15 protein-coding genes and 2 riboswitches are annotated in these 13,350 nt (G+C 68.4%); of the genes, 7 read left to right on the top strand and 8 right to left on the bottom strand.

Annotation, left to right across the window (positions count from 1 at the left end; genetic code table 11):
• From ilvD to zapE, 5 genes are all read left to right on the top strand, one after another.
• Window positions 1-1,250 (top strand): dihydroxy-acid dehydratase (gene ilvD, locus QSJ95_RS10805; protein ID WP_285642298.1); only part of this gene is annotated, 1,250 nt, incomplete at its 5' end.
• Between the two features lie 48 nt (window positions 1,251-1,298).
• Window positions 1,299-1,364, top strand: a riboswitch (Fluoride riboswitch).
• A 118-nt stretch (window positions 1,365-1,482) separates the two neighbouring features.
• Window positions 1,483-1,923, top strand: a complete 441-nt coding sequence (locus QSJ95_RS10800; protein WP_253411069.1) for a hypothetical protein — start codon at window positions 1,483-1,485, stop codon at window positions 1,921-1,923.
• Window positions 1,920-3,080, top strand: coding sequence for a cyclopropane fatty acyl phospholipid synthase (gene cfa, locus QSJ95_RS10795; RefSeq protein WP_285642294.1), 1,161 nt, complete (start codon window positions 1,920-1,922; stop codon window positions 3,078-3,080). Before QSJ95_RS10800 ends, cfa begins: the two co-directional genes overlap by 4 nt.
• Before the next feature lie 40 nt (window positions 3,081-3,120).
• A complete protein-coding gene (eno, locus tag QSJ95_RS10790; protein WP_285642292.1) occupies window positions 3,121-4,404 on the top strand; it encodes a phosphopyruvate hydratase in 1,284 nt (427 codons plus the stop codon).
• A 47-nt stretch (window positions 4,405-4,451) separates the two neighbouring features.
• Window positions 4,452-5,534 (top strand): cell division protein ZapE, encoded by a 1,083-nt coding sequence (zapE, locus tag QSJ95_RS10785; RefSeq protein WP_058489993.1) that lies wholly within the window; start codon window positions 4,452-4,454, stop codon window positions 5,532-5,534.
• A gap of 697 nt (window positions 5,535-6,231) precedes the next feature.
• Here zapE and QSJ95_RS10780 read toward each other — a convergent pair.
• The 5 genes from QSJ95_RS10780 to QSJ95_RS10760 form a co-directional block, all read right to left on the bottom strand.
• Entirely contained in the window at window positions 6,232-6,846 is a 615-nt protein-coding gene (locus QSJ95_RS10780; RefSeq protein ID WP_285642290.1) for a histidine phosphatase family protein, read from the bottom strand.
• A 20-nt stretch (window positions 6,847-6,866) separates the two neighbouring features.
• A complete protein-coding gene (locus QSJ95_RS10775) occupies window positions 6,867-7,337 on the bottom strand; it encodes an HAD family hydrolase (RefSeq protein ID WP_285642289.1) in 471 nt (156 codons plus the stop codon).
• A 21-nt stretch (window positions 7,338-7,358) separates the two neighbouring features.
• On the bottom strand, window positions 7,359-7,778 hold the full coding sequence (locus QSJ95_RS10770; protein WP_285642287.1) for a universal stress protein: 420 nt from the start codon (window positions 7,776-7,778) through the stop codon (window positions 7,359-7,361).
• The gene (locus tag QSJ95_RS10765) at window positions 7,775-9,019 is read right to left on the bottom strand and encodes a cation:proton antiporter (protein WP_285642285.1); all 1,245 of its coding nucleotides are present in this window, start codon (window positions 9,017-9,019) and stop codon (window positions 7,775-7,777) included. Before QSJ95_RS10765 ends, QSJ95_RS10770 begins: the two co-directional genes overlap by 4 nt.
• 135 nt (window positions 9,020-9,154) lie before the next feature.
• Window positions 9,155-9,216, bottom strand: a riboswitch (Fluoride riboswitch).
• 32 nt (window positions 9,217-9,248) lie between these two features.
• Window positions 9,249-9,665: a hypothetical protein gene (locus QSJ95_RS10760; protein ID WP_009622640.1), complete on the bottom strand. Its 417-nt coding sequence runs from the start codon at window positions 9,663-9,665 to the stop codon at window positions 9,249-9,251.
• A gap of 362 nt (window positions 9,666-10,027) precedes the next feature.
• Here QSJ95_RS10760 and QSJ95_RS10755 point away from each other — a divergent pair, with 362 nt between their 5' ends.
• The gene (locus tag QSJ95_RS10755; RefSeq protein ID WP_285642283.1) at window positions 10,028-10,285 is read left to right on the top strand and encodes a hypothetical protein; all 258 of its coding nucleotides are present in this window, start codon (window positions 10,028-10,030) and stop codon (window positions 10,283-10,285) included.
• 51 nt (window positions 10,286-10,336) lie between these two features.
• Here QSJ95_RS10755 and QSJ95_RS10750 read toward each other — a convergent pair whose 3' ends face one another.
• Window positions 10,337-11,089, bottom strand: a complete 753-nt coding sequence (locus tag QSJ95_RS10750; protein ID WP_051879051.1) for a CatB-related O-acetyltransferase — start codon at window positions 11,087-11,089, stop codon at window positions 10,337-10,339.
• Between the two features lie 546 nt (window positions 11,090-11,635).
• On the opposite strand from QSJ95_RS10750, the gene QSJ95_RS10745 reads away from it, so the two are divergent.
• Window positions 11,636-11,899, top strand: a complete 264-nt coding sequence (locus QSJ95_RS10745; protein ID WP_285642280.1) for a hypothetical protein — start codon at window positions 11,636-11,638, stop codon at window positions 11,897-11,899.
• Here the strand turns inward: QSJ95_RS10745 and QSJ95_RS10740 are convergent.
• Together QSJ95_RS10740 and QSJ95_RS10735 are read right to left on the bottom strand one after the other, a co-directional pair.
• A complete protein-coding gene (locus QSJ95_RS10740; RefSeq protein ID WP_285642277.1) occupies window positions 11,896-12,999 on the bottom strand; it encodes a WD40/YVTN/BNR-like repeat-containing protein in 1,104 nt (367 codons plus the stop codon). The genes QSJ95_RS10745 and QSJ95_RS10740 overlap by 4 nt on opposite strands.
• Window positions 13,000-13,016: 17 nt before the next feature.
• Window positions 13,017-13,286, bottom strand: a complete 270-nt coding sequence (locus tag QSJ95_RS10735) for a MoaD/ThiS family protein (RefSeq protein ID WP_058072220.1) — start codon at window positions 13,284-13,286, stop codon at window positions 13,017-13,019.
• Between the last annotated feature and the right edge of the window lie 64 nt (window positions 13,287-13,350).

The raw sequence follows: 13,350 nt of genomic DNA, 5'->3' as shown, positions 1-13,350 counted from the left end.
TCACCGCCAACTCGATGAACTGCCTGACCGAGGCCCTGGGCCTGTCGCTGCCGGGCAACGGCTCGACCCTGGCCACCCACGCCGACCGCGAGCAGCTGTTCCTGCGCGCCGGGCGCCTGGCCGTGGAGCTGTGCCAGCGCTACTACGGCGAAGGCGACGCCTCGGTCTTGCCGCGCAGCATCGCCAACGTGCTCGCCTTCGAGAACGCCATGAGCCTGGACATCGCCATGGGCGGCTCGACCAACACCATCCTGCACCTGCTGGCCGCCGCCCAGGAGGGCGAGGTGCCCTTCGACCTGCGCGACATCGATCGCCTGTCGCGCAAGGTGCCGCAGCTGTGCAAGGTGGCGCCGAACATCCAGAAGTACCACTTGGAAGACGTGCACCGTGCCGGCGGCATCTTCTCCATCCTCGGCGAGCTGGCCCGCGGCGGCCTGCTGCACACCGACGTACCGACCGTGCACAGCCCGAGCATGGCCGACGCCATCGCCCAGTGGGACATCACCCAGACCCGCGACGAAGCCGTCCACACCTTCTTCAAGGCAGGCCCCGCCGGCATCCCGACGCAGACCGCATTCAGTCAGAACACCCGCTGGCCGAGCCTGGACGACGACCGCGCCGAAGGCTGCATCCGCAGCGTCGAGCACGCTTATTCGCAGGAAGGCGGCCTGGCCATGCTGTATGGCAACATCGCGCTGGATGGCTGCGTGGTGAAGACCGCCGGCGTCGACGAATCCCTCTACGTCTTCGAGGGCACGGCGAAAATCTTCGAAAGCCAGGACGCCGCGGTGAAAGGCATCCTCGCCGACCAAGTGAAGCCGGGCGACATCGTGATCATCCGCTACGAAGGCCCGAAAGGCGGCCCGGGCATGCAGGAAATGCTCTACCCCACCAGCTACCTGAAGTCCAAGGGCCTGGGCAAGCAATGCGCCCTGCTCACCGACGGCCGCTTCTCCGGCGGCACCTCGGGCCTGTCCATCGGCCACGCCTCGCCGGAAGCCGCCGCGGGCGGCGCCATCGGCCTGGTCAACGATGGCGACAAGGTGCTGATCGACATCCCCAACCGCAGCATCAACCTGCTGGTCAGCGACGAAGAACTCGCCGCCCGCCGCATCGAGCAGGACAAGAAGGGCTGGAAGCCGGCGCAACCGCGTGCACGCCGCGTCAGCACCGCGTTGAAAGCCTACGCCCTGATGGCCACCAGCGCCGACAAGGGCGCAGTGCGCAACAAAGCGCTGCTGGAGGACTGATGCCCCGAAGGCCCCAGATTTCTTGCAAGCCCGGGAGCCGGTGATAGAGTTTTCACAGGAGATGGCATTCTCCGTTAACCGCTGACGCCGTCAGCTGATGATGCCTACCGAACTCGCGAAGGCGGGAGCGGTAGGCATTTTTCGTATCTGCCGCCCCACTTCGTTCAGGTAGTCCCCTCGCCAGTCGCGATTCGCCATAGGGCACGCGCTGGTCCAATACCTGGAGGTAAATGTGGGAACCCCTCTGCATCATGAGCCTGGTCTTGCTTGGTCCTCGTCAGTCACCAGTGTCGTCTCCGATGACCTGGAAGCCTTCCTTCAGCAGCTTCCCGCTCAATACATCCTTCTAAAAATCACCTATCCCACGGCGCTCAATATCGCCCGTGAACAACAAGAACATCTTGCCCGATTGTTGTTCACCCAAGGGCTGAAGCGTTCCGCCCTGCTAATCGAAAGCGCCGCCCGCTACCTGGTGTTCTCGGAGCCTCACGAGGCCTGGGACACATACTGCTGCCTGCGATACGCCAGCCTGGCCATCGGGGTGAGCATCTATCGCGTTGGCTTCTACCGAGAGACGCTAACCGCACAACGCACCCAAGCCCTTGCAACGACATACGCAACCGTAAGTAGCACACCAGCGTTGCCTGTCGACGACACGAGGAGTCTGGTATGAGCGAGATTCTGGGAACCCCGTCAGTGGAGCCACAGCCCGGGGAAAATCCGGAACTGCGAGAGCTCGCCGCCGGCCTGCTGCACAAGGCCGGCATCCAGATCAACGGCCAGCGCCCCTGGGACATGCAGGTGCTGCGCCCGCGCGTGTTCGAGCGCGCGCTGGGCCAGGGCAGCCTGGGCCTGGGCGAAAGCTACATGGACGGCGACTGGGACGCGCAGCACCTGGACGAATTCTTCCACCGCCTGCTGCGCGCCCGGCTCGACCGCGAAGTGCAGCCCTGGCGCCTGCTCGCCCACGCCCTGCGCTACCGCCTGCTCAACCTGCAGAACGCCAGGCGCGCCTGGCAGGTGGGGCGGCGCCACTACGACCTGAGCAACGCGCTCTACCAGGCCATGCTCGACCCGCGCATGACCTACAGCTGCGGCTACTGGGAAACGGCCACCACCCTGGAGCAGGCCCAGGAGGCCAAGCTGGAACTGATCTGCCGCAAGCTGCGGCTGGAGCCGGGCATGCGCCTGCTGGACATCGGTTGCGGCTGGGGCAGCCTGATGGCCTATGCCGCCCAGCACCATGGCGTGGAATGCGTGGGCGTGACCGTCTCCCAGGAGCAGGCGAACTGGGCCAGCGACCGCTACCGCGACCTGCCCGTGGAGTTCCGCCTGCAGGACTACCGCACCCTGACCGGCAAGTTCGACCGCATCGCCAGCGTCGGCATGTTCGAGCACGTCGGGCACAAGAACCACCGCGCGTTCATGCAGGTGGCCCAGCGCTGCCTGGCCGACGACGGCCTGTTCCTGCTGCACAGCATCGGCAAGAACGAACGCCGCGCCCGGCCCGATCCGTGGATCGACCGCTACATCTTCCCCAACGGCGACCTGCCCTCCATCGGCCAGGTCGGCGATGCCGCGGACGGCCTCTTCGTGGTCGAGGACCTGCACAACTTCGGCACCTACTACGACCGCACGCTGATGGCCTGGCACGCCAACTTCGAAGCCGCCTGGCCGCGCTTCTCGGCGCTGGGCGAGCGCTTCCGGCGCATGTGGCGCTACTACCTGCTGTCCTGCGCCGGCGCCTTCCGCGCCCGCGACATCCAGCTCTGGCAGTGGGTGCTGTCCAGGCGCGGCGTGGCCGGCGGCTACCTGCGCCCGCAGCTGTGAACACCCCGCGTAAGCATTCGAACGACTGAAGGAGAGCGGCATGGCCGTATTCATCAAGCAGATAGACGCCCGGGAAATCCTCGACTCAAGGGGCAACCCGACGGTGGAAGTGGACGTGACCCTGGAAGACGGTTCCCAGGGGCGCGCCTCGGTGCCTTCGGGCGCCTCCACCGGCAAGCACGAGGCGGTGGAACTGCGCGACTGCGACCCCGCGCGCTACGCGGGCAAGGGTGTGCTGCGCGCGGTGCACAACATCCGTAGCGAGATCGCCCCGTTGCTGCGCGGCCACGACGCCAGCGAGCAGACGGCGGTGGACCTGGCGATGCTGCAGTGCGACGGCACGCCGAACAAAGCGCGCCTGGGCAGCAACGCCATCCTCGGCGTCAGCCTGGCGGTGGCCCGCGCGGCAGCGGCCGCCAGCGGCATGCCGCTGTTCCGCTACCTCGGCGGCGAGCAGGCCACGCGCATGCCGGTGCCCATGTTCAACGTGCTCAACGGCGGCGTGCACGCCCACTGGCAAGGCACGGACTTCCAGGAATTCATGATCGTCCCTTCCGGCGCCGGCAGCTTCCGCGAGGCGCTGCGCTGGGGCGCGGAAATCTACCGGCACCTGCGCACCCTGCTGGAGGCCAGGGGCTTCTCCACCTCGGTAGGCGACGAAGGCGGCTTCGCCCCGCCGCTGAAATACAACGCCGAAGCCCTGGACCTGCTGATGAAAGCCATCGAGGCCGCCGGCTACCGCCCCGGCGAGCAGGTCCAGCTGGCCATCGACCCGGCACCCAGCGCCCTCTACGAGAACGGTTTCTACCGCCTGCACAGCGAAGGCCGCCTGCTGGACGCCGACGAGATGATCGGGCTGTATGCCGACTGGGTGCAGCGCTACCCCATAGTGGTGCTGGAGGACGGCCTGGCGGAAGACGACTGGGAGGGCTGGAAGCGCCTGACCGCGGCGCTCGGCCAGCGTATCGAACTGGTCGGCGACGACCTCTTCGTGACCAGCGCCGAACGCATCCGCCGCGGCATCCTCGAACACACCGCCAACGCCGTGCTGATCAAGCCCAACCAGATCGGCACCCTCAGCGAAACCCGCACCACCGTGCTGCTGGCCCACAACAACGGCTGGGGCGCGATGGTCTCGCACCGCAGCGGCGAGACCGTCGACAGCTTCATCGCCGACCTCACCGTGGCCTTCGGCACCGGCCACCTGAAGGCCGGCGCGCCCTGCCGCGGCGAGCGGGTGGAGAAGTACAACCAGTTGCTGCGCATCGAGGAAATGCTCGGCGGCACCGCCCACTACGCCGGCCGCCAGGCCTTCGTCCACTGAACGGCCGGGGCGCCTCGCGCCCCGCGCCACTCGCGCAGAGGTGAAGCATGAGCGCCGCCGACCGTCTGGCCGCCCCGGAATCGATCGCCGAACGCATCCTCCGGCATTTCCGGGTGGCCCTGGAGGAGCGCGGCTACCGCGCCGACCCTCAGCAGCAATACGCCATCGAGCACCTGGCCAACTGGCTGGAAGGCTTCCTCCAGGGCCGCCATGGCTGGTTCCGCAAGCCGACCGCCGGTGTCTACCTGTGGGGCGACGTGGGCCGCGGCAAGAGCTTCGTGATGGACGCCTTCTTCGCCGCGGCCCCGCTGCAAGCCAAGCGCCGCGTGCACTTCCACGCCTTCCTGGACGAAGTGCAGGCGCGCCTGCAGGCCTTCGCCGGCCAGCCCGACCCGCTGGCGAAGACCGCCCGGCGCATCGCCGCGGAAACCCGCCTGCTGTGCTTCGACGAATTCCACGTACACGACATCGGCGACGCCATGCTGCTGGGGCCGACGCTGCAACAGCTGGTGGACCAGGGCGTCGGCCTGGTGTGCACCTCCAACTACCCGCCGTCCGGGCTGTGCGCGGACCCGCTGTACGGCGAGCGCTTCCGCCCGGTGGTCGAACTGATCGAGCAGCGCTTCGAGGTCCTGGCGCTGGACAAGGGCGAGGACTACCGGCGCCGGCTGACGCCACTGGACGCCTGGGGCAGCTACCTGTGGCCCGCCACGGCCGACGCCCCCGCGCCGCTGCGCGAGCGCTTCGGGCTGGGCCCGCAGGCCTGCTTCGACGAAGTGCTGCAGGTCAACCACCACCCGCTGCGCGTGCGCGCCCACGACGACGACCACGCCTGGCTCGACTTCGACGAACTGTTCGAACGCCCGCACTCGGCGGCCGACTACCTGTGGCTGATCGAACGCTTCCCGTACCTGGCGGTGAGCGGCCTGGAACCACTGCAGAACTACCCCGACGACGTCGCCAGGCGCTTCCTGAACTTCATCGACATCGCCTACGACAAGCGCCTGAAACTGCAACTCTACGCCACGGTGCCGCTGGAGCGCCTGGCCAGCGGCGACATCACCCTGGACTTCGAGCGCACCCTCAGTCGCTTGCGGCAGATGACGCGGGTACGGCTGGCGGCGGTTTGAGTGAGGCCAGGCCTTCGCTGTGGGAAATGGTGCATTGGGCTGACTCCGCACCCTCACCCCAGCCCTCTCCCGGAGGGAGAGGGGGCCGTTTGGAGCGGGCGGAAACTTCGGCGTCATCCTGATACTCGTCCTACCGTAGGGCGCATAACCGTTCGCGGTTATCCGCCGTTGGCCGTGCCACCGGGCCGGTGAAGTGCTTGTCGTAGGAGCGAGCTTGCTCGCGAATGGCGCATACCGGCCACTTCGCTGCCTGGACTTAACCACGGCCCCTCTCCCCAGCCCTCTCCCTGAAGGGAGAGGGGGCCGTTTGGAGCGGGCGGCGGCTCCGGAGTCATCCTGATACTCCGCCGTAGGGCGCATAACCGTTCGCGGTTATCCGCCGTTGGCCGTGCCACCGGGTCGGTGAAGTGCTTTTCGTAGGAGCGAGCTTGCTCGCGAACAGTGCTCACCTGCGGCTGCGGTGTTTTGGCTGGACGCCTTTCCCTCTCCCTAACCCTCTCCCTGAAGGGAGAGGGGACCGTTGGGCAGGGTCGGATGTTCTGGAGTCAGCCGGCTGGCACCGTGATTTCTGGTTGAAACCATACCTTCTCTCGGCACGGACTAGCCCCCTCTCCCTTCAGGGAGAGGGCTGGGGAGAGGGGCTCTTAAACCCGGCACCTACGCCACAGGTGAGCACTGTTCGCGAGCAAGCTCGCTCCTACACCCCAGCCAGGTGATAGGTCTCATTGATCCGATACAACGTGAACACGTCATCCTCGACGGCGATCTCGTTAAGGCAACAAGGCTCCTGCTTCAACCGCCAATACCGCGCCAACGGCAACCCCAGCGCCTGCAGCAACAGAACCCGATTGATGCTGTCATGCCCCACCAACACCAACGTCTGCCCGGCGTGACGCCGCAACACCTCACGCAGCACCCGGGTACCCCGGGCCAGAACGTCGGCCAGGCTCTCGCCATCGGGGATGGCCGCCAGGTCCGGCGTCTCCAGCCAGGTGCGGTGTTCTTCCGGCCAGCGGGCGCGGACTTCATCGTGGGTCAGGCCCTGCCATTGGCCGTAGTCGGTGTCGGCCAACCCCTCCAGCACCTGGGCCGGGGCACCGGTGGCCTGGGCGATGGCGGCGCCGGTGTCGATACAGCGCGACAGCGGGCTGGTATAGATCGCCACCGGCTGCCAGCTTTCGGCTATGTGCCGGGCCACCGCTTCGGCCTGGCGCCGGCCCAGGGCCGACAGCGGCAGTTCGGCGCGGCCGCGGAAGCGTTCCGGGGCGATCCAGTCCACGTGGCCGTGGCGGGTCAGAATGATCCTGGTCATCTTCCTGCTCCTTCGAAGGTTCAGCAGCGCAGGCTGGCGATGATGCGCTGCGGGTGGCTCAGCATATCCAGGGCCGAGAGGATGTCCAGCGCCACCAGGTCCGCCGAGCCGATGGCCACCGAGGACGCGCCCTCCGGGCCGATCACCGCGATGCCCAGGGCCGACTGCTGCAGCATGTAGCGGTCGTTGCTGCCGTTGCCGATGGCCACCACGCCGTGCAGGCCCAGGGTGCGCAGGTAGTCCTCCTTGGAAATGGCCTGGTCCTTCTCCGAGAGCACCAGCAGGTTGACGTCCAGCGTCGCCAGTTCCGCCTCGGCGCTGCCGAAGGTGTCGCCGGTGACCACGTGCAGCGCCAGCTTGCGGCCCAGCGCCTCCAGGCGCTCGGCCACCCCGTCGATCAGCCGGCCATCCACCGCCAGGGTGCCGTTGTAGTCACAGATCATGTGTTTCAACTGCAAGCTCCCCAGCCCGGGAATGTCGATCTGCAGCATGTCGCTTCCTCCCCTGCCCGCTCAGCCGCGGATGACCGTGACCGCGCAGGGCGCGTGGTCGATCACCTGGCGCGCCACCGAGCCCAGCAGCCAGCGCTCGAATCCCGAGTGGCCGCGGTGGCCGATGACGATGTGGTCGATGTGGTGCTCCTCGGCGTAGCGCACGATCTGCTCGGCCGGGCGGCCCACCGAGACGTGGGTGGTCGGTCGTTCCTCGACCGGCAGGCGGCTGTAGCCCAGCAGCTTGAAGGCGTGGTGGAAATGCGCGCGGGAGCGTTCGATCACCGCCTCGGTCTCCACCTCGTCGCCGAACTCCGGCGGCTGCGCCACCGAGAGGATGTGCAAGCTGGCGCCGAAGCGTTCGGCCAGCTCGTTGGCGAAGTTCAGGGCCAGCTCCGCCGCGGTGGAGGCGTCGTAGGCCACCAGGATGCGCTTGATCATGCTTCACCTCCTCTGCGCCGCGTCTGCGGGCGCAAGTCGTCGTGGCGCGCGGGCTCCGCCGGCGGGGTGGCGCCCTCCTCCTCCGCATCGCCCTTGGGCAGCAGGTGCCGGGGCAGGAAGAAGGCGTTGGCGATCAGCGTCGGCACCACGGCGCTGCCGATCACCGCGGCCACCAGCGCCGAATACTGGCCCTGGTCGATCAGCCCGTGGGCCAGGCCGAACAGCGCCGAGATGGTGCCGAAGGTCAGCCCGGTGGACATCAGCAGCGTGGTGTAGGCCCCTTCCCGGCGCGGCGAGCCGTAGACCAGGCAGGTGGGGTACACGCCCACCAGCTTGGTGAGCATCTTCACCAGCAACAGCAGCACGAAGGCCGCGGGCGCGGCGGCCAGGGCCGGCAGCGACACCAGCGAGCCGGCACGGATGAAGTAGAACGGCGTCAGCAGGCCGAAGGTCAGGGTGCGCAGGCGGCGGATCAGCGCGTGGTCCTTGCCCACGGTGCCGGCCAGCACCATGCCGATCAGGTAGGCCGGCAGCACCGCCTCGCTGCCGGCCCAGGTCGCCGCCGCGCCCAGGCCGAACAGGCAGAGCATGAGGAACTTGGCCTCCAGCTCCGAAGGGCGGCCGCCGAAGCGGCGGAAGAAGCGCGGGGTGAGCCACGGCAGCAGCAGCGCGGCCAGGACCAGGGCCCCGGCGAAACCGGCGGTCTTCAGGGTGAAGGGGGCGAAGATCAGCCCCAGGGCGATCACCGTGGCCAAGTCGTTGACGAAGCAGGCGGCCAGCACGATCTTGCCGTACTCGCTGGTGTTCAGCCCCAGCTCCAGCATCACCGCGTAGACCACCGCCACCGAAGTGGTGGACATGGCGATGCCGGCTAGCCAGCTGGCCTGCGCGTCCCAGCCCAGGCCCCAGCGCGCCAGCGCCGCGCAGCCGAGGAAGGGCACCACGAAGCCCACCAGGCCGATGACCGTGGCCTGCTTCCAGTGCGCGCGGAACACCTTCGGGTCCAGCTCGGCGCCGGCCAGGAAGGTCAGCAGGATGGCCCCGGCGCCGGAGAGGAACTTGATCCAGCTGGCGTCGCCCTGCAGCACCGCCATGCCCAGCAGCGCGCCGATGATCAGCTGGGCGATGGTCCCCACGACGATTTCCGACAATGCCGTGGCGATGCGCAGGAAGATCGACACCAGCGTCGCCAGCAGCGCCAGCCCCAGCCACAGGGCGGCCTGGGCCCAGATCTCAGTCATGGCGGCGGCTCCGCTGAAGCCGGGGGACGGCGCGGTGCGCAAGAGAAAAAGCGGCGGAACGGGATGGGTTGGGCATGTTCGCTGTCCACGGGCAAACCATGGACAGCAGAACAATGCCTACGCCGCCCATGAAGGTTATGCGTAGGCATCATCAGCCGGGGGGCGGTTAGAGGAGGAATGCCATCTCCTGCCTAACGACATTAGCAAAGCCTTGGGAAAATGCACGCCCCTAGTGGCTGCCGCCCAGCAGGTCGAAGGAGTCCAGCAGGCGCCAGGCGATTTCCGGGGTGCGTTCCAGGCCCCGGCGGATGGCCGCGGGGATGGCCTGGCGGGTCTTGCGGCACAGGCCGGGCTGCGCGGCGATGCGGATGTCCAGGCCGCGCATGCTGCGCACCTCGTTGAAGCCGGGAGCGATGCTCAGGCGCAGGCCGAGCTGTTCGTACATGCGCTGCTGCATGTGCTGCAGGTCGGCCAGGTCCTTGAGCTGTTCCAGGCGCTGCACCAGGCGCTGTTCTTCCTGGCGGGTGAGCAGGAGGATGCGGATGTCGCCATGGGGCTCGGCCAGCAGCGCCTCGCGCCCGCAATCGCAGGCGCCCGGCGGGCAGGGTTGGCGGAGGGGGAGCTGGCCGTTCATGGCGTCGAGCATAGCGATTCGGCCGGCTCCGCGCCGCTACCCTTCGTGAAAATTCCCACGCTGAAATCGCCTTGAGGTCCTACGAGGGCGCTGGATAGATTTCGCCCTGCCGCAGCGTTGCTGTGGTCGGGGGTAGGATCCCGCAGTAAAGGGTGGTGCGTCGTAGCCGTGAGAGCAGTCGGTCCATCGTTGTATGCACTCACGTTCCATGGCGGGCCGTCCGGGGAGGCCTTCGGGCCTGCCGTCTCCTTTGCTGCGGTATCCTACCCCCGTACGGTCCGCCTCCCTTTTCCGGGAGGCGGCTCTTGATCCCGCTCAGGAGCAATGGAACATGCACTATCCGTACTTCGCCCTCCACACCCTGGAGGCGCACCATGACTGACCTGCAACCCGTCACCACCCTCTCGCAACCCCACGACGACGTGCTGTTCGTCGATGCCGGCGCCCCCGCCGAGCATCTGTACGAGGCCGCCGAGCGTCGCCTGATAGCCCTGGAAGACCTGCTCTGCCTGCTGGCGGACTGCCCCGACGAAATGCCGCTGGTACAAGGCCAGGCCCGCCTGGTCTCGGCCCTGCTGCCGATGGCGGCGGAAGCGCGGCAACTCTACCGACTGGCCCAGAGCCGGAGCTGAGCGCCCCTGGGCGCTTGCGTGCGGGGCGGCGCAGCAGTGCCGCCCCGCATCTCACGGGCTGGCCGGCCCCTCGGACAGCAGGCGGCAGCCCTGGCGGCGGATTTCGATGTTCGGATAGATCGGCGGCCGCGCCTCGCCGCTGGCCCGCAAGGCCTCCACACGCTCCAACGCCTCCTCGATGCGCTGCAACGGCAACGCGGCGATCTGCGCCGGCGCCAGGTCCCACCAGCGGCTGGCCTGCAGGCGCTCGCAGATGTCCGGCGGGAAACGGTAGCGCACCACCTTAGCCGGCGAGCCGGCGACTATGGCGTAGGGCGGCACGTCGCGCGTCACCACCGACATGGCGGCCACCACGGCGCCGTCGTGGATCTTCACCCCGCTCATCACCACTGCGCCCTCGCCGATGAAGGCGTCGTTGCCGATCCAGGTGTCGGCGTCGGTGTCCTCGTAGCGCTGGCGCGGCGTGTCGTAGCGGTCGAACACGCCCGGCTCGTACTGCACCGAGCTGGTGCTCAGCCAGTCCATCGGGTGCGCCCGGGCGGCCAGGCCGATGCGGCAGAGCTGGCCGGTGGAGCTGAAGCGGCCGATGTGCGAAATGCGGTGGAAGCTGGTGGCGCGGATGGTGGAAAAGGCGCCGATGTGCATCTCGTCCCGGTAGATCTTGAACTCCGCCTCGCCGATGCTGCCCGGCGCCTCGACCAACAGGCGCTTGCCGCGCCCCAGGCGGCTGACGCCGCTGCGGAATTCGATGTCGTAGCCTTCCAGCCAGTGCTTCCAGTGACTGTTGCGCCAACGCTTCAACATGGGGCCCGTGATCCTTTGTATGTTTTCCGATACGGACCTCTGACAGGCGGGATGGCTGCAAGGTTCGGTTGAAGTGAATTGCGTAGGTGTGAGGTGTTTTTTTCGTAGGGGCGAGCTTGCTCGCGAACAGAGTTCACCGGGAATGCAAGTGCTGGATTTGAGAGCGCCCTCTCCCTAACCCTCTCCCTGAAGGGAGAGGGGACCGTTGGGCATGGGCTGTAATCTCGATGCTCGCCGGCAGCTCCAGCGTGGCCGGCGTGCACCTTGAGTTTCAGCAGGCACGGACTGCCCCCTCTCCCTTCAGGGCGGGGCGCGCAGCCGAGGGCTGGGGAGAGGGGACCGTGGTCAAGCCCACGCAGAGAAGTGGCCGGTTCACGCCGTTCGCGAGCAAGCTCGCTCCTACGAAAAGCGGCACCGCGACCCGGCGCACCAGTGGCTGCGGGAGTTCATCGCCGCGGCGATGTGACGGCCTACCGCTCGGCCGGCCGCCGCCGCCGACGCCCTCAGCGGCGTAGGCTGGTGCGAGAACACGAGGAGGACACGAGCATGCGGCACCACAGCCACCCGGATTTCCACCTGCACGAGGCGCGCCGCGCCATGCTGTTGCGCTGGGCACAGCTGGCGCAATGGTTCGGCCTGGTGATGATCCTGCTGACCATCGGCCTGGCGGCCCTGGGCGACAGCCTGGAAGACCCCACCGGCACCAGCATCATCACCCTGTGCGGCGCCCTGGGCCTGGCGGCGCTGATCCCGGCGCGGATGATCCTGGCGCACTACCAGAAGCAGGACGAGCGCGACGGGCAGCCCTAGCCGAAGCGCACGCAGTAGATCGGCGGCAGGTGCGCGGACAGGCATTCCCAGCGCTCGCCGCCGTCCTCCGACAACCACAGGCCGCCGGTGGTCGAGCCCATGGCCAGGCGCTCGCCGTCGTCGTCCACGGCCAGGCCGTGGCGGTACACCAGGTCGTAGCACGGGCCCTGGGGCAGGCCCTGGTCCAGGGCCTGGAAGCTCTGGCCGCCATCCTCCGTGCGGTTGACCAAGAATCGCCCGGCCACCGGGATGCGGCAGATGTCCTTCGTCGCCGGGACGAACCAGGCGGTGTCCGGCCGCGTGGGGTGCACGGCCACGGCGAAGCCGAAGCTGGACGGTTGCGCCGGCACGTCGCGCCAGTTGGCGCCGCCATCGCTGGAAACGAAGATGCCGTTGTGGTGCTGCACCCACAGCCGGTCCGGCCGCGCCGGGCAGTGCACCAGGCGGTGCGGGTCCTGGATGGCGCCCTCCTCGCGCAGCTCCGGCGGCATGTAGTCGGCGTACATGCCGGCGGTGGTGTTGCGCCAGCTGGCGCCTTCGTCGTGGCTCTGCCAGACGCCGCCGCAGGACACCCCGACGGTGAGGTGGCGGCTGTCGCGCGGGTCGACGCTGATGGAATGGATGCCCGGCCAGTCGTAGCCGCCGCCGAACCAGCGGGCACGCTCGGGGCGGTCCCACAGCGGGCGGTTGAGCGTCCAGCTGTCGCCATGGTCGTCGCTGCGGAACAGGCCGCCGGGGATGGTCCCGGCCCAGAGGGTGCCGGCCTGGTCGGTGCCGCCGGTCTCCAGGCACCAGATCAGCTGCAGGCTCCAGGGCGCCTGCGGGGCGTCGCCTTCGGCCGGCGTGAGCAGCGGGTCCGGCTGCGGCGGGTAGACTGGCACGGCGCATTCCTGCCAGTCGCCGCCGCTGGGCTTGCGCCACAGCTTGCAGCCGAAGTGGCCGAGGTCCAGGGCGGCGTAGAGGGTATCGTCGCGGGGGTCGGCCAGCAGCATGTTCACCGGCTCGCCGAGGAAGTCCTGGCCCGCCTCGTGCCAGGTGCCGCGATCCTGCAGGAAGCTGAACAGGCCCTTGCGCGTGGCCACCAGCAGTCGGTCTTCCATCTGTCCTCCTCCGGGTTTCAGCCGCCGGACAGCGCCTGCACCACGTATACCTCGCTGTCGTCCGCCACCACGTCGCCCAGGCCCCGGCGGTCGCGCAGGCGCAGGCCGTCGATGAACACGGTGACGTGCCGGCGCAGGCCACCCTGGTCGTCCAGCAGGTAGCCGCGCAGGCGCGGATGCCGGGCGAACACGCCCTCCAGCAGGCCGCCGAGGGTGGCGCCGGGCAGGTCCTGCTCGGGCACTTCGACGTGGCGCTGGATGGACGGGGCGAAGACGATATGGGCCATGGGCTGCGCGGCGTGACGGGTTTCGCTCAGTTTAGGCGGCAGGGCCGGCGCTGGTGGCGCGGAT

Source organism: Pseudomonas sp. NBRC 100443, assembly GCF_030268185.1.
In the GTDB taxonomy this organism is placed as follows: Bacteria; Pseudomonadota; Gammaproteobacteria; order Pseudomonadales; family Pseudomonadaceae; genus Pseudomonas; species Pseudomonas citronellolis.
This window is presented reverse-complemented; position numbering and strand designations above follow the sequence as displayed.

Excerpts from the sequence above, each read along its gene's own strand:
- cfa (WP_285642294.1), top strand. The coding sequence starts at position 1,920 with ATGAGCGAGATTCTGGGAACCCCGTCAGTGGAGCCACAGCCCGGGGAA.
- eno (WP_285642292.1), top strand. The coding sequence starts at position 3,121 with ATGGCCGTATTCATCAAGCAGATAGACGCCCGGGAAATCCTCGACTCA.
- zapE (WP_058489993.1), top strand. The coding sequence starts at position 4,452 with ATGAGCGCCGCCGACCGTCTGGCCGCCCCGGAATCGATCGCCGAACGC.
- QSJ95_RS10780 (WP_285642290.1), bottom strand. The coding sequence starts at position 6,846 with ATGACCAGGATCATTCTGACCCGCCACGGCCACGTGGACTGGATCGCC.
- QSJ95_RS10775 (WP_285642289.1), bottom strand. The coding sequence starts at position 7,337 with ATGCTGCAGATCGACATTCCCGGGCTGGGGAGCTTGCAGTTGAAACAC.
- QSJ95_RS10770 (WP_285642287.1), bottom strand. The coding sequence starts at position 7,778 with ATGATCAAGCGCATCCTGGTGGCCTACGACGCCTCCACCGCGGCGGAG.
- QSJ95_RS10765 (WP_285642285.1), bottom strand. The coding sequence starts at position 9,019 with ATGACTGAGATCTGGGCCCAGGCCGCCCTGTGGCTGGGGCTGGCGCTG.
- QSJ95_RS10760 (WP_009622640.1), bottom strand. The coding sequence starts at position 9,665 with ATGCTCGACGCCATGAACGGCCAGCTCCCCCTCCGCCAACCCTGCCCG.
- QSJ95_RS10755 (WP_285642283.1), top strand. The coding sequence starts at position 10,028 with ATGACTGACCTGCAACCCGTCACCACCCTCTCGCAACCCCACGACGAC.
- QSJ95_RS10750 (WP_051879051.1), bottom strand. The coding sequence starts at position 11,089 with ATGTTGAAGCGTTGGCGCAACAGTCACTGGAAGCACTGGCTGGAAGGC.
- QSJ95_RS10745 (WP_285642280.1), top strand. The coding sequence starts at position 11,636 with ATGCGGCACCACAGCCACCCGGATTTCCACCTGCACGAGGCGCGCCGC.
- QSJ95_RS10740 (WP_285642277.1), bottom strand. The coding sequence starts at position 12,999 with ATGGAAGACCGACTGCTGGTGGCCACGCGCAAGGGCCTGTTCAGCTTC.
- QSJ95_RS10735 (WP_058072220.1), bottom strand. The coding sequence starts at position 13,286 with ATGGCCCATATCGTCTTCGCCCCGTCCATCCAGCGCCACGTCGAAGTG.